General features: G+C 64.2%; 23 protein-coding genes, 1 other RNA gene, 1 pseudogene and 1 riboswitch. Of the genes and pseudogenes, 19 read left to right on the forward strand and 6 right to left on the reverse strand.

The genetic code is table 11. The annotated features are described in order from the left end of the window. Nucleotides 1-7 precede the first annotated feature (7 nt). A complete protein-coding gene (gene thiC / locus CAFEL_RS02910) occupies nt 8-1,807 on the reverse strand; it encodes a phosphomethylpyrimidine synthase ThiC (RefSeq protein WP_194560912.1) in 1,800 nt (599 codons plus the stop codon). Continuing rightward, nucleotides 1,801-1,913: riboswitch (TPP riboswitch) on the reverse strand. Its footprint overlaps the gene before it by 7 nt. Before the next feature lie 57 nt (nt 1,914-1,970). Between thiC and prfB the strand changes: the two genes are divergently transcribed. Further along, nucleotides 1,971-3,071, forward strand: a complete 1,101-nt coding sequence (prfB, locus tag CAFEL_RS02915) for a peptide chain release factor 2 (RefSeq protein WP_194560913.1) — start codon at nt 1,971-1,973, stop codon at nt 3,069-3,071. A gap of 13 nt (nt 3,072-3,084) precedes the next feature. On the opposite strand, the gene CAFEL_RS02920 is transcribed toward prfB, so the two are convergent. Further along, nucleotides 3,085-4,389: an MFS transporter gene (locus CAFEL_RS02920; RefSeq protein WP_181890071.1), complete on the reverse strand. Its 1,305-nt coding sequence runs from the start codon at nt 4,387-4,389 to the stop codon at nt 3,085-3,087. 391 nt (nt 4,390-4,780) lie between these two features. Between CAFEL_RS02920 and CAFEL_RS02925 the strand changes: the two genes are divergently transcribed. The 4 genes from CAFEL_RS02925 to CAFEL_RS02940 all read left to right on the forward strand — a co-directional run bounded on the left by CAFEL_RS02925 (nt 4,781) and on the right by CAFEL_RS02940 (nt 9,277). Further along, nucleotides 4,781-6,337 carry a pyruvate carboxylase subunit B gene (locus tag CAFEL_RS02925; protein WP_194560914.1) on the forward strand — a complete coding sequence of 519 codons (1,557 nt, stop codon included), beginning with the start codon at nt 4,781-4,783 and terminating at the stop codon, nt 6,335-6,337. Nucleotides 6,338-6,340: 3 nt separating this feature from the next. After that, nucleotides 6,341-6,883 (forward strand): acetyl-CoA carboxylase biotin carboxyl carrier protein, encoded by a 543-nt coding sequence (gene accB / locus CAFEL_RS02930; protein ID WP_194560915.1) that lies wholly within the window; start codon nt 6,341-6,343, stop codon nt 6,881-6,883. 7 nt (nt 6,884-6,890) lie between these two features. Next, nucleotides 6,891-8,276, forward strand: coding sequence for an acetyl-CoA carboxylase biotin carboxylase subunit (accC, locus tag CAFEL_RS02935; protein ID WP_194560916.1), 1,386 nt, complete (start codon nt 6,891-6,893; stop codon nt 8,274-8,276). A 77-nt stretch (nt 8,277-8,353) separates the two neighbouring features. Beyond that, entirely contained in the window at nt 8,354-9,277 is a 924-nt protein-coding gene (locus tag CAFEL_RS02940) for a DMT family transporter (RefSeq protein WP_194560917.1), read from the forward strand. Here CAFEL_RS02940 and CAFEL_RS02945 read toward each other — a convergent pair. Continuing rightward, the gene (locus CAFEL_RS02945) at nt 9,274-10,407 is read right to left on the reverse strand and encodes a PDR/VanB family oxidoreductase (protein WP_194560918.1); all 1,134 of its coding nucleotides are present in this window, start codon (nt 10,405-10,407) and stop codon (nt 9,274-9,276) included. The two genes, CAFEL_RS02940 and CAFEL_RS02945, sit on opposite strands and share 4 nt — an antisense overlap. A gap of 261 nt (nt 10,408-10,668) precedes the next feature. Between CAFEL_RS02945 and CAFEL_RS02950 the strand changes: the two genes are divergently transcribed. The 8 genes from CAFEL_RS02950 (at nt 10,669) to ssrA (ending at nt 18,212) form a co-directional block, all read left to right on the forward strand. Then, complete coding sequence (locus CAFEL_RS02950; protein WP_228496502.1) at nt 10,669-12,048, forward strand: oxygenase MpaB family protein; 1,380 nt, start codon at nt 10,669-10,671, stop codon at nt 12,046-12,048. Nucleotides 12,049-12,085: 37 nt separating this feature from the next. Then, nucleotides 12,086-13,312 (forward strand): oxygenase MpaB family protein, encoded by a 1,227-nt coding sequence (locus tag CAFEL_RS02955; RefSeq protein WP_194560919.1) that lies wholly within the window; start codon nt 12,086-12,088, stop codon nt 13,310-13,312. A 57-nt stretch (nt 13,313-13,369) separates the two neighbouring features. Continuing rightward, nucleotides 13,370-14,743 (forward strand): NAD-dependent succinate-semialdehyde dehydrogenase, encoded by a 1,374-nt coding sequence (locus CAFEL_RS02960; RefSeq protein ID WP_194560920.1) that lies wholly within the window; start codon nt 13,370-13,372, stop codon nt 14,741-14,743. Nucleotides 14,744-14,967: 224 nt separating this feature from the next. Then, nucleotides 14,968-15,660, forward strand: a complete 693-nt coding sequence (gene ftsE / locus CAFEL_RS02965; RefSeq protein ID WP_194560921.1) for a cell division ATP-binding protein FtsE — start codon at nt 14,968-14,970, stop codon at nt 15,658-15,660. Nucleotides 15,661-15,662: 2 nt separating this feature from the next. Then, nucleotides 15,663-16,565, forward strand: a complete 903-nt coding sequence (gene ftsX / locus CAFEL_RS02970) for a permease-like cell division protein FtsX (RefSeq protein ID WP_194560922.1) — start codon at nt 15,663-15,665, stop codon at nt 16,563-16,565. A gap of 16 nt (nt 16,566-16,581) precedes the next feature. Continuing rightward, on the forward strand, nt 16,582-17,079 hold the full coding sequence (gene smpB / locus CAFEL_RS02975; protein ID WP_194560923.1) for an SsrA-binding protein SmpB: 498 nt from the start codon (nt 16,582-16,584) through the stop codon (nt 17,077-17,079). A 27-nt stretch (nt 17,080-17,106) separates the two neighbouring features. Next, nucleotides 17,107-17,757, forward strand: coding sequence for an SDR family oxidoreductase (locus tag CAFEL_RS02980; RefSeq protein ID WP_194560924.1), 651 nt, complete (start codon nt 17,107-17,109; stop codon nt 17,755-17,757). A gap of 64 nt (nt 17,758-17,821) precedes the next feature. Continuing rightward, nucleotides 17,822-18,212, forward strand: a transfer-messenger RNA (tmRNA) gene (ssrA, locus tag CAFEL_RS02985). Nucleotides 18,213-18,271: 59 nt separating this feature from the next. On the opposite strand, the gene CAFEL_RS02990 is transcribed toward ssrA, so the two are convergent. Then, a complete protein-coding gene (locus tag CAFEL_RS02990) occupies nt 18,272-19,339 on the reverse strand; it encodes an LLM class flavin-dependent oxidoreductase (protein WP_194560925.1) in 1,068 nt (355 codons plus the stop codon). Nucleotides 19,340-19,571: 232 nt separating this feature from the next. Between CAFEL_RS02990 and CAFEL_RS02995 the strand changes: the two genes are divergently transcribed. The 3 genes from CAFEL_RS02995 (at nt 19,572) to CAFEL_RS03005 (ending at nt 21,665) form a co-directional block, all read left to right on the forward strand. Continuing rightward, on the forward strand, nt 19,572-20,231 hold the full coding sequence (locus tag CAFEL_RS02995; protein WP_194560926.1) for a hypothetical protein: 660 nt from the start codon (nt 19,572-19,574) through the stop codon (nt 20,229-20,231). 105 nt (nt 20,232-20,336) lie between these two features. Beyond that, on the forward strand, nt 20,337-20,894 hold the full coding sequence (locus CAFEL_RS03000; RefSeq protein ID WP_194560927.1) for an META domain-containing protein: 558 nt from the start codon (nt 20,337-20,339) through the stop codon (nt 20,892-20,894). A gap of 171 nt (nt 20,895-21,065) precedes the next feature. Further along, nucleotides 21,066-21,665: an META domain-containing protein gene (locus CAFEL_RS03005; RefSeq protein WP_194560928.1), complete on the forward strand. Its 600-nt coding sequence runs from the start codon at nt 21,066-21,068 to the stop codon at nt 21,663-21,665. A 42-nt stretch (nt 21,666-21,707) separates the two neighbouring features. Here CAFEL_RS03005 and CAFEL_RS03010 read toward each other — a convergent pair whose 3' ends face one another. Together CAFEL_RS03010 and CAFEL_RS03015 are read right to left on the reverse strand one after the other, a co-directional pair. Continuing rightward, nucleotides 21,708-22,346, reverse strand: coding sequence for a CoA transferase subunit B (locus tag CAFEL_RS03010; RefSeq protein ID WP_194560929.1), 639 nt, complete (start codon nt 22,344-22,346; stop codon nt 21,708-21,710). Next, on the reverse strand, nt 22,346-23,089 hold the full coding sequence (locus CAFEL_RS03015) for a CoA transferase subunit A (protein ID WP_194560930.1): 744 nt from the start codon (nt 23,087-23,089) through the stop codon (nt 22,346-22,348). Before CAFEL_RS03015 ends, CAFEL_RS03010 begins: the two co-directional genes overlap by 1 nt. 75 nt (nt 23,090-23,164) lie before the next feature. Here CAFEL_RS03015 and CAFEL_RS03020 point away from each other — a divergent pair, with 75 nt between their 5' ends. From CAFEL_RS03020 to CAFEL_RS03030, 3 genes and pseudogenes are all read left to right on the forward strand, one after another. Then, nucleotides 23,165-23,950, forward strand: a complete 786-nt coding sequence (locus CAFEL_RS03020; RefSeq protein ID WP_194560931.1) for an IclR family transcriptional regulator domain-containing protein — start codon at nt 23,165-23,167, stop codon at nt 23,948-23,950. Further along, nucleotides 23,947-24,702, forward strand: a pseudogene (locus CAFEL_RS03025) (thiolase family protein); the annotation flags it as partial. The gene CAFEL_RS03020 and the pseudogene CAFEL_RS03025, both read left to right, overlap by 4 nt. Nucleotides 24,703-24,778: 76 nt before the next feature. Continuing rightward, nucleotides 24,779-25,810 (forward strand): siderophore ABC transporter substrate-binding protein, encoded by a 1,032-nt coding sequence (locus tag CAFEL_RS03030; protein WP_194560933.1) that lies wholly within the window; start codon nt 24,779-24,781, stop codon nt 25,808-25,810. The last annotated feature ends 4 nt before the right edge of the window (nt 25,811-25,814 follow it).

Raw genomic sequence — 25,814 nt, forward strand, 5'->3', positions numbered from 1 at the left:
GCGGCCATTATGGCGCAGTCGGGGACTCCTCGCCCTCCTTGAGGTACACGTTCGAGCCCAAGTCGCGGAATTCGCGCGCCATCTCTTGCTCGCCCTCGCGCGCGTCGGAAGATGCGGCCGCGGAGTCGGCGTCGAAGTCGAACGACGGCATGCCGAGGTCCGCGATCTGGTCGCCGAACTCGTCGCGGATGTCCTGCGAGATGCGCATGGAGCAGAACTTCGGGCCGCACATCGAGCAGAAGTGCGCCGTCTTCGCGGGCTCCGCCGGCAGCGTCTCGTCGTGGTAGGACTGCGCCGTCTCCGGGTCCAGGGACAGGGCGAACTGGTCGTGCCAGCGGAACTCGAAGCGGGCCTTGCTCATCGCGTCGTCCCAGTCGCGCGCGCCGGGGTGGCCCTTGGCCACATCGGCTGCGTGGGCGGCGACCTTGTAGGTGATCACGCCGGTTTTCACGTCGTCGCGGTTGGGCAGGCCCAGGTGCTCCTTCGGGGTGACGTAGCACAGCATCGCCGTGCCGCCGGCCGCGATGTTGGCCGCGCCGATGGCGGAGGTGATGTGGTCGTAGCCTGGCGCGATGTCGGTGACCAGGGGGCCGAGCGTGTAGAAGGGCGCGCCGCCGCACCACTGCTCTTCCTTGTCGTTGTTCACCTGGATCATGTTCAGCGGCACGTGGCCGGGGCCTTCGATCATCACCTGCACGTCGTAGTCCCAGGCGCGCTTGCACAGCTCGCCGATGGTTTTCAGTTCGGCGAACTGGGCGGCGTCGTTGGCGTCGGCCACGGAGCCGGGGCGCAGGCCGTCGCCAAGCGAGAATGCGACGTCGTACTGGGCGAAGATCTCGCACAGTTCGTCGAAGTTCTCGTACAGGAAGGACTCCTTGTGGTGGGCCAGGCACCAGCCGGCCATGATCGAGCCGCCGCGGGAGACGATGCCGGTGACGCGCTTGGAGGTCAGCGGCACGTACGGCAGGCGCACGCCGGCGTGCACGGTCATGTAGTCCACGCCCTGCTCGCACTGCTCGATCACGGTGTCGCGGAAGATCTCCCAGGTCAGGTCCTCTGCGACGCCGCCCACCTTCTCCAGCGCCTGGTAGATCGGCACGGTGCCGATGGGCACCGGGGAGTTGCGCAGGATCCACTCGCGGGTGGCGTGGATGTCGTCGCCGGTGGACAGGTCCATCACGGTGTCGGCGCCCCAGCGGGTGGCCCAGCGCAGCTTGTCCACCTCCTCGCGGATGGAGGAGGTCACCGCGGAGTTGCCGATGTTGGCGTTGATCTTGGTCAAAAACGCGTTGCCGATGATCATCGGCTCGCTTTCCGGGTGGTTGATGTTGTTCGGGATGATCGCACGCCCCGCGGCGACCTCTTCGCGCACTTTCTCCACGTCGCAGTGCTCGCGCAGCGCCACGAACTCCATCTCGCGGGTGATTTCCCCGCGGCGCGCGTACGCCATCTGGGTCACGCGCTGGCCGTCCTTGGCCCGCAGCGGTGTGCGGGACTCGCCACGCCACTCCTCGCTGGCGGCGCCGCGTTTGACGGCCGCGCGGCCGTCGTCAAGCAAATTGCGCTCGCGGCCTGCGTATTCCTCCACATCGCCGCGGGCGGTGATCCACTCGCCGCGCAGGCTGGGCAGGCCCACCTCCGGCTCCGCGTGCGGGCCGCAGGTGCGGTAGATCTTGAACGGCTCGTTCGGCCCGGTGGGGGAATCATCCAGCTGGATCGCAGTCTCCGGAACCTCCAGCCCGTCTTTCACAATCGGGGCGTAGGAGTGCTTCGGGTGGATTTCATGGGCATAGATGTCGTGAACCACGACCTTCTCCTTCCTTCGCTGGTGCTAACCAGACAGGTTCGAACGGTGCTCGCGCTGGCATCAGCGCGATCTCAGCCCGGTGCCCCGGGCGCCCGTGTTGGGTCGCAGGCCACTGTATCCCGTCTTGGTGGCCGCGTCAGGCGGTTCGCTAGACTTTGCCCCTATGCAGCCGGAAACTCAGACGCGGATCAAGGACTTAAGCTCCACACTTTCCACCATTGAGAAGGTGATGGACCTGGACGTCCTGCGCGAGCGCGCCCGCGAGCTGGAGGCGCAAGCCGGGGACCCGTCGCTTTGGGACGATCCAGCGCACGCACAAAAGGTCACCACCGAGCTGTCCAATGTGCAGGCGCGCTTAAAGAAGGTCGCCTCGCTTCGCTCGCGTATCGACGACCTGCCGGTGATGTACGAACTCGCCGAAGAAGAAGGCGACGCATCCATGGCCGACGAGGAGCTGGCAGACGTCGCCGCGCAGATTGATTCGCTGGAGGTGCAGACCATGCTCTCCGGCGAGTACGACGCCCGCGAAGCCGTGGTGCACATTCGCTCCGGCGCCGGCGGCGTGGACGCGGCGGACTGGGCGGAGATGCTCCTGCGCATGTACACCCGCTGGGCCGAAAAGGCAGGCCACAAGGTGGACGTATACGACATCTCCTATGCGGAGGAAGCCGGCATCAAGTCCGCCACCTTCGTCGTGCACGGCGAGTACCTCTACGGCCAGCTGTCGGTGGAGCAGGGCGCGCACCGGCTCGTGCGCATCTCGCCCTTTGACAACCAGGCGCGCCGCCAGACCTCATTCGCCGAGGTGGAGGTGCTGCCGGTGGTGGAGCAGACCGACCACATCGACATCCCGGACTCCGACATCCGCGTCGATGTCTACCGCTCCTCCGGCCCCGGCGGGCAGAGCGTGAACACCACCGACTCCGCAGTGCGCATCACCCACATCCCAACCGGCATTGTGGTGACCTGCCAGAACGAGAAGTCCCAGATCCAGAACAAGGCTTCGGCGCTCAACGTCTTGCAGTCCAAGCTGTTGGAGAAGAAGCGCCAGGAGGAAAAGGCCGAAATGGATGCCCTCGGTGCCGGCGGCAACGCCAGCTGGGGCAACCAAATGCGCTCGTATGTGCTGCACCCGTACCAGATGGTCAAGGACCTGCGCACCGACTTTGAGGTCGGCGACCCGCAGAAGGTCCTCGACGGCGACATCGACGGGTTCTTAGAGGCCGGCATCCGCTGGCGCATGGCGCAGCAGCAGGAGGCGTAAAGCCCTAAAGCCCTTAGGCATCGCGGAGATCGATGCCCTTCGTCTCCGGAAGGATCTTCATGCTGATCAGGGTGAGCACGCACAGCACCACAACGTAGATACCCGAAATGTGCGTGAGGTCGTGGGACGTGAACCACTGGAAAATGTACGGTGCGGTGCCGCCGAAGACGGCCACGGACAGGGAGTAGGCGAAGCCGATGCTGCTGGTGCGCTGGGAGGTGGGGAAGACCTCCGCCATCACCGGGGCCAGCAGCGCGCCGCCGGCTGCAACCGCCACCACCGCGACGGTGGCGGCGACGAGCATGGTCCACGGGCGGGAATCGATCATGCCCATCAGCGGGATCTGTAGCAGGCCCACCGAGATGGCGAAGGTGTACATCACGGGTTTACGGCCGATGCGGTCAGACAGCGCACCCCACAGCGGGAGGGCGATCAGGCCGCAGGTCTGCGCGAACACGGATACCCAGTACGCGCCCTGAGTGGACATGCCGGCGTGGGTGATGGCGTAGGTGGAGACGTAGGACGTCCAGGTGTAGTGCGCGGCGGTCACACCGGAGACCATGCCGATGACCAGCAGGATGTTCATCCAGTTGGAGCGGACCGGGGTCTGCGGGCGGGTGGCCGAAAGGTCGTCGTAGGACTCGGCACCGCCTTCCTGGATCTCGTTGAAGTGCTCGGACTCCTGCATGTGGCGGCGCAGGTACAGGGCCACGAACGCGGCAGCGGCGCCCAGCCAGAACGGGATGCGCCAGCCCCACGCGCCGATCTGCTCGTCGCTAAGCACAAGCGAAATGATGCCGCCGAGGGTGTAGGCGATCACTGAGCCGCCGAAGATAGACATGTAGACCATGGAGCCCCACTTGCCGCGGCGGTCGCGCGGGGCGATCTCCGGGATGTAGCTGTTGGCCGTGGCTGATTCGCCGCCGTGGGCGAAGCCCTGGATCACGCGCACCAGCAGCAGGATGACGGAGGCCCAGATGCCGATCTGCTCGTAGGTGGGCATAACCCCGATGACCACGGCGGACAGCGCCATGATGATGATCGTCATCATCAGCACGTTCTTCCGGCCCACGCGGTCTGCGATGCGGCCGAAGATGATGCCGCCCAGCGGGCGGACTAGGAAGCCGACAGCAAAGACGCCGAAGGTGGCCAACAGTGCCGAGGTGGGGTCGGATTTGTCGAAGAAGGCTGCCGCGATAAACGGGGCGAAGACGGCGTAGGAGCTCCACTCGAACCATTCGAGCAGCTGGCCGATGAGGCTGGCGCCGAGGGACTTTTTGTCGGCCGGGCGTTCGGCCGCGATATGGGTCGTGCCCATTGTGGAGCGGGGTTTTGTACTCACGGTTCCTCCTTCGGGGACTGTTGTTTGACCGAAAATGTATTGCCTAGATCACGTTGTTGGGTGCGGAATGATCCGAAGCACGTCGTTTTTTAGTGCTCGATTTCTGGGGCACCGGAGAGAAACTGCAGCTCGTTGCGGGTTTCCGGGATGGGTGGCACGGGAGCGGTGTTCGGTATGCGAACGCGCGTGCTTTATGCGCACCCCAGAACGGGGGGAGTGGTTTACCGCGCATAAGTGCACTCAAGGTGCGGTTTCACAAGTTTGAACTGAAATGAGTCGCGCTTCACACTTTTTCGGGCGTACATTGTGCGCAACGGTGGCTAGCCACTCGGCAGTTGCCACGGTCTGGCGTTTCTAAGGAGGAACAATGGCACTTAGCCCAGAAGAGCTGAGCACAGAGAGCCTCGCTGAAATCTTCGCCGCGGGTGGTCGACCGGCGGACAGTGAGCGAGAAATCAAGATCATCGACACCACGCTGCGCGACGCGCACCAGTCCATCTGGGCGACCCGCATGCGCACCGAGCACATCATGGACCTGCTCGACGACGTGACCAACGCTGGCTTTGAGCATGTTGACCTGGTCGCTCCGATTCAGTTCGACGTGCCGGTGCGCTACCTCAGGGAGGACCCCTGGGAGCGCGTGCGCAAGGTGCACGAGGCCGCACCGAACACGAAGTTCCGCTCCATGGTCCGTTCCCGCAACCTCGCGTCCTTCGACTTTCTGCCTGACGACGTCATCCACGCGTGGGTTGAGCGCCTCTACGCCAACGGCTTCCGCGTCATCGGCGCTTTCGACGGCCTCAACGACATCGACAACATCGCTGACACCCTCATCCTGGCCAAGGAGCTCGGCGCCGAGACCTACGGCTGCCTGTCCTACTGCCTGTCGCCGGTGCACACCGACCAGCTCTACATCGACAAGGCCCAAGAGCTCGTCGAGTGCACCGACGTGGACCGCATCATGCTCAAGGACGCCGGCGGCCTGCTCACCCCGGACCGCATGAAGACGCTGATCCCGGCTATCCGCAGCGCCATCGGCAACGACCTTCCGCTGGAGGTCCACACCCACTCGTTGACCGGCCTGTCCCCGCTGACTTACATCTACGCTGCAGAACTCGGTGTGGACTCCATCCACACCTCCATCGCCCCGCTCGCCAACGGCCAGGGCCAGCCCGCCACCCAGGCGCTCGCCCGCGACCTGCGCGCGCTGGGCTACACCGTCAACATCGACGACGAGCGTGTGGACAACGCCAGCCAGAAGCTCCAGGAAATCGCGGACCGCGAGGACAAGCCGGTGGGCAAGCCCCGCGCGTTCGACGGCGTGCACTACATGCACCAGCTGCCGGGAGGCATGCTCACCAACTTCGAATCCCAGCTCGCCACCGCCGGCCTGTCGGACCGCTTCGAAGACCTGCTCTACGAAACCGCACGCGTGCGCGAGGAGCTGGCGTACCCGATCATGATCACCCCGTTCGCCCAGTTCGTGGGCACCCAGGCTGTGATGAACGTGATCTCCGGCGAGCGCTACTCCGTGGTGCCTAACGAGATTAAAAAGTACGCGCTCGGCCACTACGGCGAGCCGCTCGCGCCGATCGACCCGGACGCGCTGGAAAAGATCAAGGCCAACGGCTCCTCCGAAATCGAGGAGGGCCGCCCGGAGCTCGAGCCGCGCCTGCCGGGCCTGAAGGAGCAGTACCCGGACGACGACATCGACACGCTGCTGCTGCGCGCCAACATCCCGGGCAACAACGTCGACGAGATGCGTCGCTTCGTCGCCGAAGGCCGCGCGGGCCAAGGCGAAGGGGTGCCGGGCGGCGAGCTAACCAAGCTCGTGCAGAAGATCTACGAGACCACCACCTCCGGCGAATTCCGACTGAAGACCGACGACCTCGAAATCAACCTGACCAAAAAAGGAGAGCAGTAAACCATGTCTGACACCACCAACTTCAACGAACTGAAGTCCCTGCTTGAGTGGGTGAACCAGTCCGGCGACATCGAAGAGCTGAGCATCAAGTACGGCGACATCGAACTCGCCCTGTCCAAGACCCCGGGCGGGTTGAGCCACCTCAAGGCGGCCCCGGCGGCCGCACCGGCCGCACCGGCTCCGGCGGCTCCGGAAGCACCGAAGGCTGAAGCTCCGGCACCGGCGCCTGCGGAGGCTGAGACACCGGCACCGGCGCCGAAGGAAGAGGCTCCGAAGCCGCAGGCTGCTCCGGCAAGCTCCGGCAACGGCGTGGAGGTCAAGTCCCCGATGGTGGGCACCTTCTACGCCGCCCCGAAGCCGGGTGCGGATCCGTTTGTGAAGGTCGGCGACACCGTCGAGGTCGGCCAGGTGCTGTGCATCGTCGAAGTGATGAAGCTGATGAACAACATCGAAGCGAAGACCGCCGGCACCGTCACCGAGATCCTCGTGGACAACGAGGACGCCGTCGAGCACGGCCAGACGCTGATGGTCATCGAGCCGAAGTAGGTACCCCATGGCTGAATCTGAAAAGCTGCTGGACAGCGTCCTCATTGCCAACCGCGGCGAGATCGCGCTGCGCGTCATCCGCGCCTGCAAGGAGCTCGGCATCAAGAGCATCCTCGCTTACTCGGAAGGCGACCGCGACTCCCTGCCGGTCAAGGAAGCCGACCAGGCCGTGTGCATCGGCCCTGCCAACGCCGCGAAGAGCTACAACAGCCCCGAGCTGATTGTCTCCGCCGCGATGGCGTTCAAGGCCGACGCCATCCACCCCGGATACGGCTTCCTCTCCGAGAAGTCCGACTTTGTCAAAATGGTCGAGGACGAAAACATCGGTTTCGTCGGCCCCTCGTCGGAGCACATCCGCCGCATGGGCGACAAGATCGAGGCGAAGAAGATCGCGCAGGCCGCCGGCGTGCCCACGGTGCCCGGCTCAGATGGCGTGGTCACTGAGTTCGAGGAAGCTTTGGACGTCGCTAAGCAAACTGGCTTCCCGCTTCTGATTAAGGCCGCCGCTGGCGGCGGTGGCCGCGGCATGCGAGTGGTGGAGTCCGAGGCAACGCTGGAAAAAGACCTCAACGAGATCATGAACGAGGCGCAGTCCGCGTTCAACGACTCGTCGGTCTACATCGAGCGCTTCCTCACCGACATCCGCCACATTGAAATCCAGGTGCTGGCGGACGGCGAGAACGCCATCGCTCTCGGCGAGCGCGACTGCACCTCGCAGCGCCGCAACCAGAAGCTCATTGAGGAAGCACCCTCGCCCGCGATTGACGACGAACTTCGCGCCGGCCTCCAGGAAGCCGCCATCAACCTCTGCAAAGAGGTGGGCTACAAAAACGCCGGCACCGTCGAGTTCGTCTTCGACAACATCGAGCGCAAGTACTACTTCATCGAGATGAACACGCGCATCCAGGTGGAGCACCCGGTTACCGAGATGATCACCGGCGTGGACCTGATCCAGGAGCAGCTGCGCATCGCCTCCGGGCAGAAGCTGCGCCTGACCCAGGACGACATTCAGATCCGCGGGCATGCCATCGAGTGCCGTATCAATGCTGAGGACCCGAACGAAAACTTCGCTCCGCGCCCCGGCAAGATCGAGCACTACCGCACCCCGGGCGGCTTCGGTGTGCGCATGGACACCCACATCGAGACCGGCTACACCATCCCGCCGTTCTACGACTCCATGGTGGGCAAGCTCATCTGCTGGGCGGACACCCGCGAGGATGCCATCGAGCGCACTTTGCGCGCGCTCGGCGAGCTGAAGGTCGACGGCGTGGTCACCACCGCGCCGTTCCAGGCCCAGCTGATCAACAGCGAGAAGTTCCGCTCCGGCGAGTTCAACACCGGCTACGTAGCCAAGATGCTGGAGAACATGGACACGATCCCGACGGACGAGTAGCCGTCGCACACGTGTAGGGCAGGCAGCCGGGCGCATTTTGCCCCGGCTGCCTGTTCCGCTTGAAGGAGGAGAACACAATGTTGCTGCTCATGGCCATGCTTGTGGGCGCGATCGTGCCCGTCCAGACCGCGATTAACACCCGGCTGCGGCAAAGCGTCGGCTCGCCGATCGGCGCGACGTTTGTGTCCTTCATCATTGCGGTGGTGGTCGCCTCCATCATCGCCTGGGGGGCCAGCGGGGCACTGCTGCGAAACTTATCGACGGCTGCCGCGCAGCCGTGGTGGGCATGGCTCGGCGGGTTCATGGGCGTGATGTTCATCGCCGGCAACATCGTCCTGTTCCCCAAACTCGGCCCGGTGCAGACCGTGATCCTGCCGATTCTGGGCCAGGTGCTGATGGGACTTCTGATCGACCGGTTCGGGCTGTTTCAATCCCCGCAGGTTGCCGTGGGGCCCCTGCGTCTTCTGGGCGCGCTCATCGTGGTCGGCGGCATTGCGATGGTGCTGGAGATCGGACGCACACGAACCGTCCAGGGCACTGCCGATGGCGCCGCGCTGTGGGCGCTGCGCGCGTTCGGCGTGGTCATGGGCATGGGTTCGGCCACCCAAACCGCAGTTAATGGCCACCTCGGCCGCGCGCTGGGCAGCTCGCTGCAGGCCGGCCAAATCTCCCTCGTGGTCGGCCTTGCGCTGCTGGCGGCCATGTCCGTGCTGCTGTCCGGGCCGCGCCGGGCGCTGGCCACTGGTATCGCGCCGGGGCCGTGGTGGATGTGGCTCGGCGGCATGCTCGGCGCGTTTTTCGTGTTCGGCGGCGCGGCTCTGTCGCCGATCCTTGGCACCGGCACCACCGTGATTGCGGCCCTGGTGGGCAACATCATTTGCGGCCAGGTGCTCGAGTCCCTCGGCGTGGGCACCGGCGGGCACCGCAGCGTTCCCACGCCCTACCGCCTCACCGGGCTGGCCATTGTATTGGCGGGCGTGGTGATGGTGCGGATGCTTTAGGCGCGCAGGTTCTTCCACCGTTCTAGCGTGAGGGTGGGCGACAGCGACCGGGAGACGCACGTGGCAAAGGCGCCGTTTTCGTGTTGCTCTTCCGTGAAGATGCTGTCGCGGTGGTCGGGGGTGCCGTCCACGACGCGCATGATGCAGGTGCCGCACGTGCCCTCCGAGCACTGGGACATGATGGGCACGTCCTCGTCCTCGAAGACATCCAGGACGCTCTCGCCCTCTGGAACCTCGTAGGTTTCGCCGTTGAGGACGACGTTGAACGGGCCGTTCGCGTCGTGGTTGCCAGCGAGTGTTTCCTCGGCGGGACGGAAGGTCTCGAAGTGGATATTCGCCTTGGGCAGGCGTTCGGACGCGACTGCGATGGCGCCGTCCATGAAACCCTGGGGCCCGCACACGTACAGGTGGGTGTCCTCCGGGGCGGTGTCCGCCGAAGCGAGGGCTTCTTCGATGTAGCCGGCCTGCTTGTCGCGTTCGCCCGACGCGAAGATGCTTTTGGTCTGGCCGTGGAGGTAGGTGTCAATGAGGTGGCGCATTAGCGCCCGCTCTTGGCTGGAGGCGAAATACAGCACCGAGTAGTCCGCTTGCTGGATCTGCAACTCTCTGGCGAGCGAGAAAATCGGGGCGATGCCCACACCGGCGCCCACCAGGATCGAACGCTCCGCGTCCGGGGCGAGGCCGAAGTTGTTGCGGGGCGGCAGAATGCGCACAGTGTCGCCCGGCTCGATGCTGTGGGCGGCGATGGAGCCGCCGCGCGAATCCGTCTCCAGCTTCACTTCGATGCCGTAGGCGGCGCGCTGGTCGGAGTTTTCAGTGCCGAGCTGGTGCAGGGGGAACAGGGAGAACTGGCGAACGAGCTCCTCGCCCTCGGGCGAGCGCAGCAGAAAGTCCGCGTGGCAGCCTGGCTCGTAGCCGGGGATGGGGGAACCGTCGCGGGTATGCAGCGTGATCAAGGCGATGCCGTGGGCGCGCTCGACGTCGACGGCGGTGAGCTCGATGACGTCGCCGGGGGTGCTGGTGCCGCTCGGCTGCTCTGCCTGGCGCGTTTGTCGGCTGGCGAACGCTTCCTCGCGGTCGAGCGCGTTCGGGTCCTTTTCCCTGTTCTTGCCGCCAAAAAGCGTGGTCAAGCTGCCAAAAGTCTTGCCGTTTCTCACTCAAACCTCCGTTGTAAAAATTCGCCGCAAAACTGGTTGCCGGCGTTTTGTGTAATCGATAGTATAAGACCACGCAAAAGTGACTGACACCACAAAAATGTTCGCATTTCGCACAAACAACACTTTTGACTGGTGGACAGGGTCGTCAGCGCTTGTTTGCGACAGGCCCAAAATCAGGTGCCCAAAATCAGGCGCCCCAAGCCAGGGCCGCTACGTCAAAGGGAAGTGACACGAATGACTGCCAGCACCGATGCTCGCGAGGAGCATCAATACCAACATCCGGTTCACCCGGAAATCCTTCCGATGTCGGACAATCCTTTCGAGGATTTCCGCTACTTCTACCGAGACGGCATGCCGCTTCGCCCTGCACCGAAGCGCCGCACGCGCCGACCGGGTTGGGCGACGCTGCGCCACAATTTGTTCGACCGCTGGCACACCGTCGCCGACGATTGGGAGGGCTACACCAGCTTCCAAACAAAGCTTCTCGACGATCACATGTGGCAGACCGACGAAACCGGAGCCAAGCTCGCCGAGGCATTCAAGCGCGACGGCGCGGAGAAATCCCGCGCCGACTTTGAAACGGCGCTGAACGAGGGCATCGACAAGGTTGCCGACCCGTCGCTGGAACTGGTGGAGTTCTTCGCCGAGGTGGACGACATCCCGGACTGGATCGACCTCGAAGCAGCCGAGCGCGGCCGCATCGCCTACTACAACGTCACACCGTCCGCGGAGCTGCTTTCCATCGGCTTCGCCTACTGGGCCACCACGATGGAGGACCGCACCTCTGCGGCCACCGGCGAGACTGCCATGTTCGAGATCGAGTCCTTCACCCGCATCATCGAGACGGTGAAGTTCTTCGTGGACCTGGGTAAAAAGGGCGTGTTCGACCGCTACAGCGACGGCCTCAAGGCCGCCGTGCGCGTGCGCCTCCTGCACGCCCAGGCCAACCGCGGCCTGGAAAAGTTGTGGGGCCCGGAGCACTACAACGAGTTCGGCCGGCCCATCGGCTCGTCATTCCTCGTCTCCGGCGAGGGCTGGTTCGCGCTGATGCCGATCGGCGTGGACGAATTCTTCGGCCGCCCGCACACCGGCGAGGAATGGGATGACGTGGCCATGTACTGGGCGTGGGTGCTCTACCTCATGGGAGCGGAGGAGCGCCTGATTCCGAAGACCGGCGACGAGATGCGCAAGATGACGGATTTCATCTACGCCAACGGCGGCTACTCCTCGGACTACCACGTGCGTGTGGCGACCGCCTTGATGGGCATCCTCGAAGACTTGGACCCGAAGATGCCGGCGCAGGTCCTTGGCGCGCTGTCGCTGATCATCGGCGACGAAGACACGAAGTTCATGGTCAAGGGCTCCCGGTTCGAGGGCACGCCGTATCTGCACTGGAAAATCGCCTTCCTGCTCAAGGCGAAAGCGGAGGCCGCGATTTACCGCGTGCGCGACAAACTTCCCGGGGCACAGGCCGCGAAGGCGAAGAAAGCCGCGGACGGAAAGCCGCCGTGGTCCGGCGTGTTCAAGCAGATCGAGGACTACGTCGCCGAGAAGGCCCCGCACGTCAAGGCCGAATACAAGCTGCACGACACATCCAAGGAAGGCCTGCGCTAAGCACGCGCGGACCATCCCTCATACAAGGAGCACAACCATGACTCAGACATTCGTTGACAACCCCCTCGCGCAGGACCACTACAACCGCACTGATTGGCCGGTGGCGCGAGGGAGCCGCGAAGCTTTCGTCGAGAAGTTCGGCGAAGCACGTGCGAAGCGATTCGAGCAGGCGTTTTGGGCGATGGACCCGATCGCCGACGCGCTGTACACCAGCGGCAACAAAGCCAAGGACATCATGCCGAACCTGCGTGCGGCACTCGCACGCGGCGAGGCGGACGCGGACACGCTGCCCGAGGTCAAGGCACTCATCGACGACATGAATGCCGCCCTCGACGGCGTGGACTGGGAGCGGCTCGAGCGCGGCCAAAAGGCTGCGCTGGCGATCCCGGTGCTCGCGCAGAACCTCTCCCTCGGCCCGGGCGCGCTGATCCACACCTATTCGGCGCCGTCCATCGCCGACATCCTGGTCAACACCGGCGAGCTCACCGAGGGTGCCGTGCACCGCCTGGCGTACACCACCAACTGGATCTACTCGGTGTACCTGAAGGACGGGCTCAAGCCGGGCAACGTCAGCTACATCCACACCGGCATGGTCCGCGCGATGCACGCGCACGTGCGTCGCGTGCAGACGCAGCTTGGCCTGGACTACTCCGAGTGGGGCGCGCCAATCAGCGAGCTGGACATGTTCCGCACCTGGTTCGACTTCACCTACATCGCGTTCACCTACCTGCGGAACCTCGGCTACCGCCTCACCCTGGAGGAAGAGCAGGACCTGTTCTACCTGTGGCGGGTCGTGGGCCTGATGCTGGGCATCCCGGGCGACCTCCTCGAGCCGGAGACGGACATCGACGCTTCCCAGGAGACGATCGACGCGATCCACTTCGTCGACGGCGAGCCCAACGACGCGTCGCGTGCGTTGGTGGAGGCCCTGTTCAACGGTTTCCGCACCAACGTCAAGGAGCTCCTGCCGTTCCCGGACGAGTCCATCGACGACTGGATGTACACCGCCACCCGCCTGATGCACGGCGACGAGGTGGCCGACATTTACGACGTGCCGCACGCAGTCTCGCGTCCGTTCGCCGAGCTGGATCTGCCCCTCGTGCAGCAGCGCTTCGATCTGCTGCGCGCGAATCCGGAGGTGTTGGCGCAGGTAGTCGAGGAAAACCACAAGACGCTGCTTGATGCGTTGACGCAAGAAACCTCCTACATGGGCCAAGACCAAGGCATCAAAATGAGCGACGGGGCTTACAGGCCCGGAGCTTAGTGATAGAGTTCACAAGCGCCCGTGAAAAACAAAAATAGCATTCCAGAAAGGACCATCATGTCTAACCAGTACCGCGTGCAAAACCCTGCGACCAACGAGGTCATTGAAACCTTCGACTTTGCCACTGACCAGGAAATCCAGGACATCCTGGACCGCTCAGAAGCGGCTTTCAAGACCTGGCGCAAGACTTCCTACGAGGAGCGCGCTGAGATCGTGGGCAAGGCGGCGCAGCTGCTCAAGGAGCGCTCGAACGAGCTGGCCCAGATCATGGCCTCGGAGATGGGCAAGTCTGTGCCGGAAGGTGCGTGGGAGGCCGACTTTTCTGGCGACATCCTGCAGTTCTACGCAGATAACGCCGCTGAACACTCTGCCGACAAGAAGGTCGATGTTCCGGGCGGCAAGGCCGTCGTGCGCCGCCTGCCGCTGGGCACGCTGCTCGGCATCATGCCGTGGAACTTCCCGATCTACCAGGTGGCTCGATTTGCGGGACCGAACCTGATGAACGGCAACTGCATCATCCTCAAGCACGCTGAGATCACCCCGAAGTCCGGTGCGGCCTTTGAGGAAATTCTCAAGGAGGCGGGCTTGCCGGACGGCGTGTTCATCAACGTCTACGCCACCCACGAGCAGGTGGAGACCATCATCGCCGACCCGCGCGTGCAGGGGGTTTCCCTCACCGGCTCCGAGCGTGCTGGTGCAAAGGTGGCGGAAACCGCCGGCAAGAACCTGAAGAAGGTTGTGCTCGAGCTCGGCGGCACCGACCCGTACGTCATCCTGGACTCCTCGGACATCAAGGCCGCGGCGCAGGATGCTTGGGCGAAGCGAGTGCAGAACGCGGGCCAGGTGTGCACCTCCAACAAGCGCATCATTGTGATGGAGGACATCTACGACGAGTTTGTTGACGAGATGGTGGCCATTGCCGATTCCTTTAAGAAGGGCGATCCGTCCAACCCGGGCGAGAATGAGTACTACCCGATGTCCTCCCGCCGCGCGGCAGAGCTGCTGGATGACCAGGTCAAGCGCGCTGTAGAGAAGGGTGCGAAGCTACGCACTGGCGGTGTGTTGGAGGACAACTCGGCCTACTACTCCCCGGCGGTGCTGACCGATCTTCCGGTCGGCTCCGACGAGTACTATGAGGAGTTCTTCGGCCCGGTTGCCGAGATTTACAAGGTATCTTCCGAGGAAGAGGCCGTCGAGCTGGCAAACAACTCTTACCAGGGCCTCGGCGGCGCGGTCTTCTCCGATGACACGGAACGTGCCATCAAGGTTGCGGACCAGATCGACACCGGCATGATCCACGTCAACCTCGGCCAGTACTTCTCTGCAGTCCTGCCGTTCGGCGGCGTGAAGCGCTCCGGCTTCGGCCGCGAGCTGTCCGTGTTCGCGCTCGACGAGTTCGTGAACAAGCAGTATCTCTACGTCAACGACTAAGACACTGCCTTATCGGCGCCGGGAAATCCCACCTGTTTTTGCAGGTGGGTTTTCCCATGGGGCCGGTTCCTGACAGATTACGGCAGCCTCTTGCGGCGACCTGGGGCGATGGGTTCTGACTGACAGATTCCGCCGCGATGTGTCTGGGGGCGCGCGTCCCCGTCTGCCGGCCCCCACCGCCAACAACCACTACAGTCACATCAGTAACAGGTAAGGTGTGTCGCGTGATCCGATTCGACCATGTGACCAAGGCGTACTCGACGTCCACGCGCCCCGCGCTCGACGACGTCACGCTCGACATCCCCGACGGCGAGTTCGTGTTCCTCATCGGCGCGTCCGGCTCCGGCAAGTCCACATTCCTGCAGCTTTTGATCCGCGAGGAAAACGTCTCTTCAGGCGACATCTTCTTCAATGACTTCCACGTCAACACCCTCAGCGGCAAGCAAGTGAATAAGCTGCGTCAATCCATCGGCTACGTGTTCCAGGACTTCCGCCTGCTGCCGAACTTGAGCGTCTACGACAACGTCGCGTTCGCGCTCGAGGTCATCGGCAAGCCGAAAAACCGCATCGCCAAACTCGTCCCCGACGCGCTCGAGCTCGTCGGCCTCGGCGCCAAAGCCAACCGCATGCCGCGGGAGCTGTCGGGTGGTGAGCAGCAGCGCGTGGCTATTGCGAGAGCTTTCGTGGATAAGCCCAAGCTCATGCTTTGCGACGAACCAACGGGCAACCTCGACCCCGGCACCGCCGACGAAATTATGGCGCTGCTCGCCCGCATTAACCGCATGGGCACCACAGTGATCATGTCCACGCACAACGCGCGAGCGGTGGACGAGATGCGCAAGCGCGTGGTTGAACTGCAGCTGGGCAAGATCGTGCGCGACGAGGAAAACGGCGTGTACGGGGATGTGAGGAGGTAGCCGTGAACTGGGAGTTTGTTTTCCGTGAGGGTGTCAAAGGCCTTGGCCGCAACCTCACCATGACCATCGCGCTGATCATCACCACCGCGCTGTCGCTGGTGCTGGTGGGCACCGGCGTGCTGATTTCCAAGGCCACCACGCAGACGAAAGACCTGTACCTGGACCGCGTCGAGGTGATGGTGGAGCTGGACGAGGACATCTCCGCCAGCGACCAGGACTGCTCCTCGGACCGCTGCAAACAGGTTCGCGACACCTTGCAGGCGGACGACCGCGTCGAGCAGGTGACTTTCCGCTCCCGCGAACAGTCCTACGAGCGCTTCAAGGAATTGTTCCAGGAATCCGAGCCGGAGCTGGTGCGCGAAACCGCCCCGGACGCCCTGCCGGCGGCGCTGCACGTGCGCCTGGCGGACCCGACGGACACCTCGCCGCTGGACAAGATCCGCGACATGGAGCAAGTAGAGGTCATCTCCGACCAGGCGGACACGGTCCGTTCCGCCGCCGGGACGCTGAACACGTTCCGCAACGTGGCCTTCGCCGTCGCCGCAGCACAGGCGCTGGCCGCGGTGTTTTTGATCTCCAACATGGTGCAGCTTGCCGCCTTCAACCGCCGCGAGCAGATTGGCATCATGCGCATGGTGGGTGCCTCGCGCTGGTTCACCCAGGCGCCGTTCGTGCTGGAGGCGGTGCTGTCCGTGCTCATCGGCGCGGTGCTGGCCACCATCGGCGTGTGGGCCGGCAAGCAGCTCATCGTGGACCCGCTGCTGGGGGACCTGTACGCCAACCAGCTCATCGCGCGCGTGCCGGACAGCACCGTGTGGGCGGTGATGCCGCTGGTCGGCCTCGTCGCTATGGTGCTGGGCGGACTAGCCGCGCAGGTGGCGCTTCGCTCTTACGTGCGCAAGTAGTAGACTCGTCTGCCTTATGTCCAAGAAGAAAAAGAAGCAGAAGCTTTCCAACACCGGTGTGCTTGCCACCAACCGGAAAGCTCGGCATGACTACCACATCTTGGACACCTGGGAGTGCGGGCTGGTGCTGCAGGGCACCGAGATCAAGGCGCTGCGCGAGGGCAAGGTCTCGCTGGTGGAGGCGTTTGCCACCATCGACAACGGCGAGGTCTGGCTGCGTAACATGCACATCCCGGAGTACTCCCGCGGCCACTGGACCAACCACCCGCCGCGGCGCACCCGCAAGCTGCTTTTGCACCGCCGGGAGATCGACTCGCTGGAGGGCAAGGTCCGCGACGGCAACCGCACCCTGATCCCGCTGTCGCTCTACCTCAAGGACGGCCGCGCGAAGGTCGAGCTGGGCCTTGCGCAGGGTAAGCAGGACTACGACAAGCGCCGCGACATCAAGCGCCGCACCGAGGACCGCGAGATCACCCGCGATCTGGGCCGCAAGCTCAAGGGCATCAAGGCTTAAGCTTCGTATTCGCTACGGTGGGTGCCTATGAAAAAGGCACTGATTACTGGAGCATCCCGCGGCATCGGCCGCGCCATCGCCGAGGACCTGGGCAAGGACCACCACATTTACGCGGGCGCGTCGAAGGACGCCTCCGACATCGTTTCCGCCCTGCCCAGCGCAGAGCCCTTCGAGGCGGACCTCACCGACACCGACGCCATCCTGGAGGCGGCCTCCAACATCGAGGAGCTGGACGTACTCGTCCTTGCTGCCGGCGTGATGGACGGTGGCCCGCTGGAAGAGCTCACCGACGACAAGTGGCGCGAGATGATGGAGGTCAACTTCTTCGCACCCGTCACGCTTACCCGTGCGTTGCTTCCTGCCTTGCGACGTTCCTCCGGCCTCATCATCACCATCAACTCCGGCGCCGGATTCCACGGCATGGCCGAAAACTCGGCGTACTGCGCGTCCAAGTTCGCCCTGCGCGGCTTCACCGAGTCTCTGGCGCAGGAGGAAGCGGGCAAGGTGCGCGTGACCTCCCTGCACCCGGGCCGCACCGACACCGACATGCTCGCCGGCGACAACGGCAGGCCGAAGATGGCGGCCGAGGAGGTGGCCAAGGCGGCCCGCCTCGCCGTCGACGCTGGACCGGACGCTGTGGTGGAGTTCCTCCGGGTGCGTCCGGCGTTGACGTCGTAAAGCCTCTTGTGCTTCTCGGGCGCCTGCGGTAAAGTTTCATCTCCTGCGTTTCTTCGTAGTTGAAGGGGTCGATTCTGGTTTCGACTTCATCGACTTAGCCAGGGGAAGCGTGCCGGTGCAGGCAGGAGACCACCGTAAGCGTCGCTGTAACTAATAAACGCAGAGAAGAACTCTCAGCGTGACTACGCCCTCGCTGCCTAAATAAAAGGTCCAGCGACCTGCGTGTCCGTCAGGTCGGGGATGTCCCCGCCCCGGTACCTGGCGTCGACTTAGGGGACTTGCCTTCCGGCTCTGTCAGTGGGGCCTTGGAAGGGACACCTTTCACTGACTGGGCCCGTCATCCGGACATGTTCGCCTGATCCGGAGGGCCGATGAGAGACAACGTGCGAACTGCGCACGGAGAAGCCCTGGCGCGGTGATGAAGGACCCGGGTTCAATTCCCGGCGGCTCCACCGAAAAGCAGGAAACCCGCTGGCCACAACACGGCCAGCGGGTTTCTTTGTTGCACGGAGATCTAATCGGTCGGGTAGCCGGTGACCGGGCCCTCGGTGTTCGGCTGCCAGCCCAGCGCGGGGGCGACGTGGGTGGCGAAGTTTTCCAGGATCTTCACGTTGACGTGCACACCCATGACAGTGGGGATGGTGATCAGTAGCGTGTCGGCGGCCATGACGGCCGGGTCGGCCTTGAGCTGTTCGATCAGTGTGTCCGGCTCGGCGGCGTAGGTGCGGCCGAAGGTGGAAGCGCCCACGTCCGGTAGCGCCCCGACCTGGTCGGAGCCGGAGGCCTGCATGCCGAAGCGCTGCATGTCGGCGCTGTCGACGATGGGGAAGATGGTGCGGGAGACGGATACGCGCGGGGTCCAGTCGTGGCCCGCTTCCTTCCAGGCTGCGCGGTAGCGGGTGATCTGTTCCGCCTGGATCTCCCCCAAGGTCTCGGCGGTGGTCTCGGAGACCAGGGTGGAAGACATCAGGTTGAGCCCGTCATTGGCGGTCTGCTCCGCCGAAGCGTGAGTGCCCGAGCCGTAGAAGATGTGCTTGCGCAGCTCAGGTGCCATGGGGAAGACCGGCAGGGCGGAGCCGGGCTGGAACATGTTGGGGTATTGGCGGTCAAGGGGTGCGGCGGTGGCGAGGCCGTTGCCGTCCACCGCGGCCATGAAGGTTTCCAGGTGGGCCCGTGCCACGTCCGCGCCATTGGGGGCCTCGCCTTTGTAGCCGAATGCCTCCCAGCCGCGCACCGCTACTTCGGGCGCGCCGCGCGAGACCCCCAGGGCCACGCGGCCGCCGGAAAGTTGGTACAGGGATGCGGCCTCTTCGGCGAGGTAGAGCGGGTTTTCGTAGCGCATGTCGATAACGCCGGTGCCCACCTCGATGTTCTTGGTGGTGGCGGCGACCGCACCCAGCAGCGGCATCGGGGCGGAGGCCTGCGGCACGAAGTGGTGGACGCGGAAGGACGCGTTGTTCACGCCGATCTCGTCGGCGGCCTGGGCAATCTCCAAGTGGGTTTTAGCGATCTTTTCCGCGGACGGGCCGCGCTGGCCGGCGAAAGCGTAGTGCCCGAAGCTTAGGAAACCGAATGCCTTCATTGCGCAACACTCCTTTTTGGTGACGTATCAACAAGGAGGGTAGCGCTTTACCCGCACATTGTCACGGCCTCAGACAGGCCGCACCACAAACCCTGAGCGAAGGACCCCTATTACGGCCCAAAATCGCGCATACTCGGGAGGGCTTACTCGGGGTTTGCGGGCTGGAGGCCGACAGGAACTTTTACGCCTGTGCAAATCAGCACCGAATAATTGGGCCTTAACCTCCGGTGGCATGAACCGCAACGCCCTCGCAGCACTCGCCGCCACGACCTTCCTGGTTGTCGGCTGCAGTGGCGCGCCCGAGGCGGAGCACGTGACGGTGACCGAAACCGTGGAAGCGCCGGAGGCTCCAAAAGCAGAGGAAGAACCGACGAAGCAGGCTGATGCTGTGGCGTCGGGGGAGGCGGAGCACGTCGATAGGCAAGGCATCCCTGGTGCCCCGCTGGCGTACCCGGGTGCCGGCGGCCCCGTCCCGGACAACGCGCGGCCGATCAGAACGCTCAAGAGCATCGGCGATAGCCCCGTGCAAAACGCGCTGTTTGTCACCCCGTCCGGCAACATCGGCTGCATGATGAACCTGGCGGATAAGCCGATGTTCGACTGCGGCGTGAAGTCCTTTATGGAAAGCGAGCAGTTTGGCATCGGTGAGCTGGGTACGCCGAGGTGGATGATGGAAATTCTCGGCGGCTACCCGCGCGAGCAAACTGAGCCGCCGCTTTACGACGACTCCGTGTGGCCCCCGGGCAGCGAATCCGCCGAGGTTGTGCAGTACGGCGAAGTGGTCAACCACGGTCCATACGTGTGCGCGGTGGAAGAGACCGGCGTGACCTGTTGGGACTCTGAAAGTGGCAAGGGGGCGTGGCTGGAGCGAGACGAGGTGGTGTTCTTTTAGGCCGCCCTAGCGCTCGCTGGCCGTTGGGTTAAAGGAGTGTCCAGGTTGCTTAAAAGCTTCGTAGGGGCCCTTTAATGCTGCCAAATGCTAGGTAGGTTGGCGCCCATGACCTCAAAGACTGTAAAGACGTTGTCCGCAGCAACTGCTCTCGCCGCCCTCGCCGGCGGTTTTATTGGTGCAGGCACCGCCAACGCGCAGATGTCTTCCAACGGACCCGCCGACATTGAGGGCTGGACGCAGATGGGATGGTCTGCGTTTAGCGGCTCCGTGATTAACAAGGGCGGGTCCCACATGCTGCTGAAGAATCTGCCGGAAGGCGCGAAGCCGCTGCCCGCCGAGAAGGCAAAGGCTGCCCTGGAGGGGCCACTGCCAGTCAAGGGTGACGCGTCCATGACGGTCACCTTCGGCCCGGACGGCAAGCTGTCCTTCTTCGACGGCTGCAACGCCGGTAGCGCCGGGTACTCCATCGACGGCGCCGGCGCCGTGAAGGTCGGGGCCATCGCCCAGACGCAGCGCCTGTGCGACCCGACCACCATGAACAAGGCGGACGAGCTGACGTCCATCCTGCGTTCGAACCCGTCGGTGTACCGCTTCGACAACGAGACGATCGCTCTGGCGGCCCAGGGTAAGGCCATCGAATTCTCAAAGGCGGCTGCGAACTAATCCGCGCCACTTACATCTCCCGTTGCCCACCTCTGGGCAGCGGGATTTTGGTTTTTGCAAAGAGCTAGTGCGTATGGCGAAGCTACGAGCTGCGTAAACGCAAGTGTGGAGTTGCATTGAAGTTCCCTTGAGCCCCTTGTTCGCCTGAATTCGCTCGGTAGCGTGATGGCTATGGTTACTTCGACCAAGACCCTAAAGAAGTTGTCCACAACGACCGCAGTCGTCGCCCTCACGGGTGGCCTGCTCGGCGTCGGAACTGCCGACGCCCAGGAGCGCCCTGAAACCTCCAGCATCGACCAATTCGTGCAGATGAGCTCGAACTTGTTCGGTGACCTCGGCGGCACACCCGCACCGGCCCCAGCGCCGGTGCCGGAGAACCCAGCCGGCTCCGAGCTGATCCAGCAGCTCCCAGAAGGTGCAGACCAGCTCAAGGATGATCGCCTCACCGCTGCGCTGGACACCGCGCTGCAGGCAAAGAATAACAACACCATCACCCTGGACTTCCGGGAAAATGGTGTGCTCCACTCGAACGACGGCTGCAACTCCGGCACCGCCAAGTACCAGATCGACAACACCGGCGCGCTGCACCTCAGCGACTTCACCGAGACCAAGATGGCCTGCGAGCCGGGCGCACAGAAGGACGCCGACGACCTGAAGATGGTCCTCCAGTCCAACCCGCAGCTGTTCCAGCTCGACGCGTCAACCCTGTTCCTCGCGGGCCAGGGCCACGGCATTGAGCTGCAGAAGATGCACGGCCGCGACTACCAGTAATTGTTGTCCGAACGGCGCTGAAGCTGGTTCGGGGGGCGCGTTTTACACGGCAACCTCGAACGGGGCTTCGGTGGCTTCGCGGACGGACTCGACGGTCTCGCCTGGGGCAACCTCTGTCAGGGTGAGGCCTTGCTTTTCGTCCACGGAGAACACGGCCAGGTTGGTGATGATCTGGTCGACGCACTTCGCGCCTGTCAGCGGCAGGCGGCACTCCGGCAAGACCTTCGAGGTGCCCTTCTTGGTGGTGTGTTCCATGAGCAGGATGACCTTCTTGGCCCCGTGCACGAGGTCCATTGCGCCGCCCATGCCCTTGACCATTTTGCCTGGGATCATCCAGTTGGCCAGGTCGCCGTATTGAGAGACCTCCATGGCACCGAGGACGGCGACGTCGATCGCGCGGGAGCGGATCATGCCAAAGGACGTAGAAGAGCCGAAGAAGGATCCGCCCGGCGCCACCGTGATGGTCTCCTTGCCGGCGTTAATAAGTTCCGGATCGACGGTGTCGTCGGTGGGGTAGGGGCCCACGCCGAGGATGCCGTTTTCGGAGTGCAGCACCACTTCCACGTCTTTGGGCAGGTAGCCCGGGATGAGGGTGGGCATCCCGATGCCCAGGTTGACGTACTGGCCGTTTTCCAGCTCTTGGGCTGCTCTGGACGCCATTTCTTGCCTGGTCCAAGCCATTACTCGCTCACCGTCCTAAATTCGATTCCGGTCTCCTGCGGGCCCACCTCGACTACGCGGTCGACGTAGATGCCGGGCAGGTTCACCTCGGCTGCGGGGATTTCATCTACCACGTGCTCCGCCTGCACGATCGTGATCTTGCCGGCCACGGCAGCGTCGGGGTTGAAGTTCTGCGCGGTTTTAGAGAAGACGAGGTTGCCAAAGCGGTCCGCTTTGTGCGCGTGCACGAATGCGAAATCCGGTGTCAGTGCGGTTTCCATTACGTACTGCTCGCCGTTGAACTCGCGCAGTTCCTTCGGGCGGGAGTACTCGGCGATGGTGCCGTCCGGGTTGTAGCGGGTGGGGATTTCCCCTGTGGCCAGCGGGGTGCCCACGCCGGCTTTGGTGTAGAACGCGGGGATGCCCGCGCCGCCGGCGCGCATGCGTTCTGCCAGGGTGCCCTGCGGGGTGAACTCGACGGTGAGCTCGCCTTCCAGGTACTGGCGCGCGTACTCCTTGTTCGTGCCCAGGTAGGAGCCGATGGAGCGGGAGATCCGCTTGTCCGCCAGCAGTAGGCCGAGTCCGAAGCCGTCGGTGCCCAGGTTGTTGGAAATGATCGTGAGATCGCCGGCGCCCTGGGCGCGCAGGGCGTCGATGAGCCGGGCGGGGATGCCCACCAGCCCGAAGCCGCCCACGGCGATGGAGGCGCCATCCGGGATGTCGGCGACCGCCTCCTCCGCTGAAGAAACCACCTTGTTAATCATGTGTGCATCGTAACTGTTGTTCGGCTACTGCACAAGGGTTCACAAAGCGAACCTTCTTCGACTAGGATCACACGTATGTCTGGTAGTGATGTGCAACTCGTACAGAGCCTCACTCGGGGCCTGGCGGTCATCCGCGCGTTCAGCGGTGCCCGCCCGCGCCAAACGCTTGCCCAGGTCGCAGAATCCACGGGCCTTCCGCGCGCGACGGTGCGCCGGTTTTTGCACACGCTCGTTGCGGAGGGGTACGCCTCCAGCGACGGCACGGTTTTCTGGCTCACCCCGAAGACTCTCGAGCTGGGCTTTTCGTACCTGTCCAGCCTGGGGCTTCCGGCGATCGCGCAGCCGCATTTGGATGGTCTGTCGCGCACGCTCAACGAATCGAGCTCGCTCACCGTCCTCGACGGCTCCGACGTCGTCTACGTCGCCCGCGCCGCCGCGGACCGCATCATGAGCGTCAACATCACCATTGGCACGCGCTTTCCCGCTTACGCGACGTCGATGGGCCGCGTGCTGCTCGCCGATCTCCCATCCGCGCAGCTCGACGCCTACCTTGCCGGAACCGCACTCGAGCCCATCACCCCTGAGACGGTCACCAGCGAGGATGCGTTCAGGCAATTGCTTATCGACGTCCAAAGGCAGGGCTACGCCATCGTCGACCAAGAACTCGAGCTGGGTCTGCGTTCCGTGGCGTGCCCGGTCCGCGGCAACGACGGCAAGGTCGTGGCCGCGGTGAATCTGTCGGCCCATGCTGGGGCGGTGGGGCACCGGGAGGTCGTCGATAGGCTGCTGCCCCCGCTGCAGGCAACGGCGAGCGCGATCGAGCGTGACCTGCAAACAACCACTCTGAAGGAGGAATCATGAGCGACCCGAAAGATATTGTCATTTGCAACCCCAAGCGCACCGCGGTGGGGCGCTACGGCGGCGCATTCGTCGGCGTGCCGGTGCAGGAGCTGGCCGCGACTGTGGTCAAGGCCGTCATTGAGGATGCTGGGATTCCCGGCGAAGTGATCGACGACATCATCCTCGGTCAGGCCTCGCCGAACGGCGCCGCACCCGCGCTGGGCCGCGTTGTCGGACTTGACGCTGAACTGGGTGTGGGCGTGCCCGGCATGCAGCTGGACCGCCGCTGCGGCTCCGGCTTGCAGGCGATCGCCACCGCCGCGGCGCACGTGGCTGCCGGTGCCGCCGACCTGATCGTCGCCGGCGGTGCGGAATCAATGTCCAACACCGAGTACACCGTGGACGGAAAGATCCGCTGGGGTGCCAAGGGCGGCACGATGGAGCTCAAGGACCGCCTGCAGGAGGGCCGCGAGCAGGCTGGCGGCAAGCACCACCCGATCCCGGGCGGGATGATCGAGACCGCGGAGAACCTGCGCGAGGAGTACTCAATCGCGCGCGACCGCCAGGACAAGCTAGCGGTGGCGTCGCACGCCCGCGCCGCGGCGGCGCGGGAGGCCGGAGACTTCGACGCCGAGATCGTGCCGGTTTCGGTGCCGCAGCGCAAGGGCGATCCGGTGGTGGTGGACAAGGACGAGCACATCCGCCCCGGCACCTCCGAGGAATCGCTGGCCAAGCTGCGGCCGGTGATGGGCAAAACGTTGGAGGCGGCCACGGGTTTGGCTCCGAAGTTTGGTTAGCCTAAGGTGGGTCAGGTAACCCTTACCTTATGGACCGAAAGGAAGGACGACCGTGACCCGTTTCTCCCGTACCCCTCTCATCGCTCTCGTTGCGGCCGGCGCCCTCGCGCTGGGCGCATGCTCCACCAGCGAGTCCGGCACGGATGCCGCCGCTGGTTCGGAATCGGTGGCGACCGAAGGGGCGTCGGCAAGCAATGATGCTTCCGAAGGCACCGTGACACTTACCGACAACTACGGCGAGAAGACCGTGCCCAGCCCGCCGAAGCGGGTAGTCGCCCTGGACAACCGCACCTTCGAGCTCCTGGACTCCTGGGGCATTAAGCCCGTCGCCGCGCCGCGCGACATCGTGCCCAATTCCATCCCGGGCATCGCGGACGACGAGGACATCCTCAACATTGGCAACCACCGCGAGCCGAACCTGGAAACCATCGTTGCCGCCGACCCGGACGTGATCATCTCCGGCCAGCGCTTTGAAACGTTCGACGAAGAACTGCAGAAGCTGGTCCCGGACGCCACGCTGCTGGACTTCGAACCGCGCGACGGCGAGCCGATTGACCGCGAGATCATTCGCCAGACCCTGGAGCTGGGCGACGTCTTTGGCAAGCAAGCCGAGGCTGAGCAGGCAGTTCAGGAATTCACCGAGGCTGTCCAGCGCACCCGCAACGCCTACGACCCGGAGCAGAAGGTCATGGCCCTGAACGTTTCCGGTGGCGAGATTGGCTACGTCGCCCCGGGCGTGGGCCGCGTGTGGGGGCCGCTGTTCGACCTGATTGGTTTCACCCCGGCGCTCGAGGTGGAGAACGCCTCCGACGACCACCAGGGCGACGACATCTCCGTCGAAGCCATCGCCAGCGCCAACCCGGACTGGCTGCTCGTGCTGGACCGCGACGCGGGCGTGAAGTCCATCACGGACTCCCCGGAAGCGCTGTCTGTGATCAACGACTCCGCGCCGCTGAAGAACGTCACCGCGGTGAAGGACGGCCACGTCTACGTCGCCCCGGCGGACACCTACACCAACGAGTCCATCTACACCTACACCGAGATTCTCAACCAGATCTCCGAGCAGCTTGAGGCAGGCAAGTAGTCTG

The sequence above is a fragment of the Corynebacterium afermentans subsp. lipophilum genome (genome assembly GCF_030408375.1).
GTDB lineage: Bacteria > Actinomycetota > Actinomycetes > Mycobacteriales > Mycobacteriaceae > Corynebacterium > Corynebacterium lipophilum.

What these genes read in the sequence shown, in the direction of transcription:
- prfB (WP_194560913.1), top strand. Translation starts at nt 1,971, where the DNA reads ATGCAGCCGGAAACTCAGACGCGGATCAAGGACTTAAGCTCCACACTT.
- CAFEL_RS02920 (WP_181890071.1), bottom strand. Translation starts at nt 4,389, where the DNA reads ATGGGCACGACCCATATCGCGGCCGAACGCCCGGCCGACAAAAAGTCC.
- CAFEL_RS02925 (WP_194560914.1), top strand. Translation starts at nt 4,781, where the DNA reads ATGGCACTTAGCCCAGAAGAGCTGAGCACAGAGAGCCTCGCTGAAATC.
- accB (WP_194560915.1), top strand. Translation starts at nt 6,341, where the DNA reads ATGTCTGACACCACCAACTTCAACGAACTGAAGTCCCTGCTTGAGTGG.
- accC (WP_194560916.1), top strand. Translation starts at nt 6,891, where the DNA reads ATGGCTGAATCTGAAAAGCTGCTGGACAGCGTCCTCATTGCCAACCGC.
- CAFEL_RS02940 (WP_194560917.1), top strand. Translation starts at nt 8,354, where the DNA reads ATGTTGCTGCTCATGGCCATGCTTGTGGGCGCGATCGTGCCCGTCCAG.
- CAFEL_RS02950 (WP_228496502.1), top strand. Translation starts at nt 10,669, where the DNA reads ATGACTGCCAGCACCGATGCTCGCGAGGAGCATCAATACCAACATCCG.
- CAFEL_RS02955 (WP_194560919.1), top strand. Translation starts at nt 12,086, where the DNA reads ATGACTCAGACATTCGTTGACAACCCCCTCGCGCAGGACCACTACAAC.
- CAFEL_RS02960 (WP_194560920.1), top strand. Translation starts at nt 13,370, where the DNA reads ATGTCTAACCAGTACCGCGTGCAAAACCCTGCGACCAACGAGGTCATT.
- smpB (WP_194560923.1), top strand. Translation starts at nt 16,582, where the DNA reads ATGTCCAAGAAGAAAAAGAAGCAGAAGCTTTCCAACACCGGTGTGCTT.
- CAFEL_RS02980 (WP_194560924.1), top strand. Translation starts at nt 17,107, where the DNA reads ATGAAAAAGGCACTGATTACTGGAGCATCCCGCGGCATCGGCCGCGCC.
- CAFEL_RS02990 (WP_194560925.1), bottom strand. Translation starts at nt 19,339, where the DNA reads ATGAAGGCATTCGGTTTCCTAAGCTTCGGGCACTACGCTTTCGCCGGC.
- CAFEL_RS02995 (WP_194560926.1), top strand. Translation starts at nt 19,572, where the DNA reads ATGAACCGCAACGCCCTCGCAGCACTCGCCGCCACGACCTTCCTGGTT.
- CAFEL_RS03000 (WP_194560927.1), top strand. Translation starts at nt 20,337, where the DNA reads ATGACCTCAAAGACTGTAAAGACGTTGTCCGCAGCAACTGCTCTCGCC.
- CAFEL_RS03005 (WP_194560928.1), top strand. Translation starts at nt 21,066, where the DNA reads ATGGTTACTTCGACCAAGACCCTAAAGAAGTTGTCCACAACGACCGCA.
- CAFEL_RS03010 (WP_194560929.1), bottom strand. Translation starts at nt 22,346, where the DNA reads ATGGCTTGGACCAGGCAAGAAATGGCGTCCAGAGCAGCCCAAGAGCTG.
- CAFEL_RS03015 (WP_194560930.1), bottom strand. Translation starts at nt 23,089, where the DNA reads ATGATTAACAAGGTGGTTTCTTCAGCGGAGGAGGCGGTCGCCGACATC.
- CAFEL_RS03020 (WP_194560931.1), top strand. Translation starts at nt 23,165, where the DNA reads ATGTCTGGTAGTGATGTGCAACTCGTACAGAGCCTCACTCGGGGCCTG.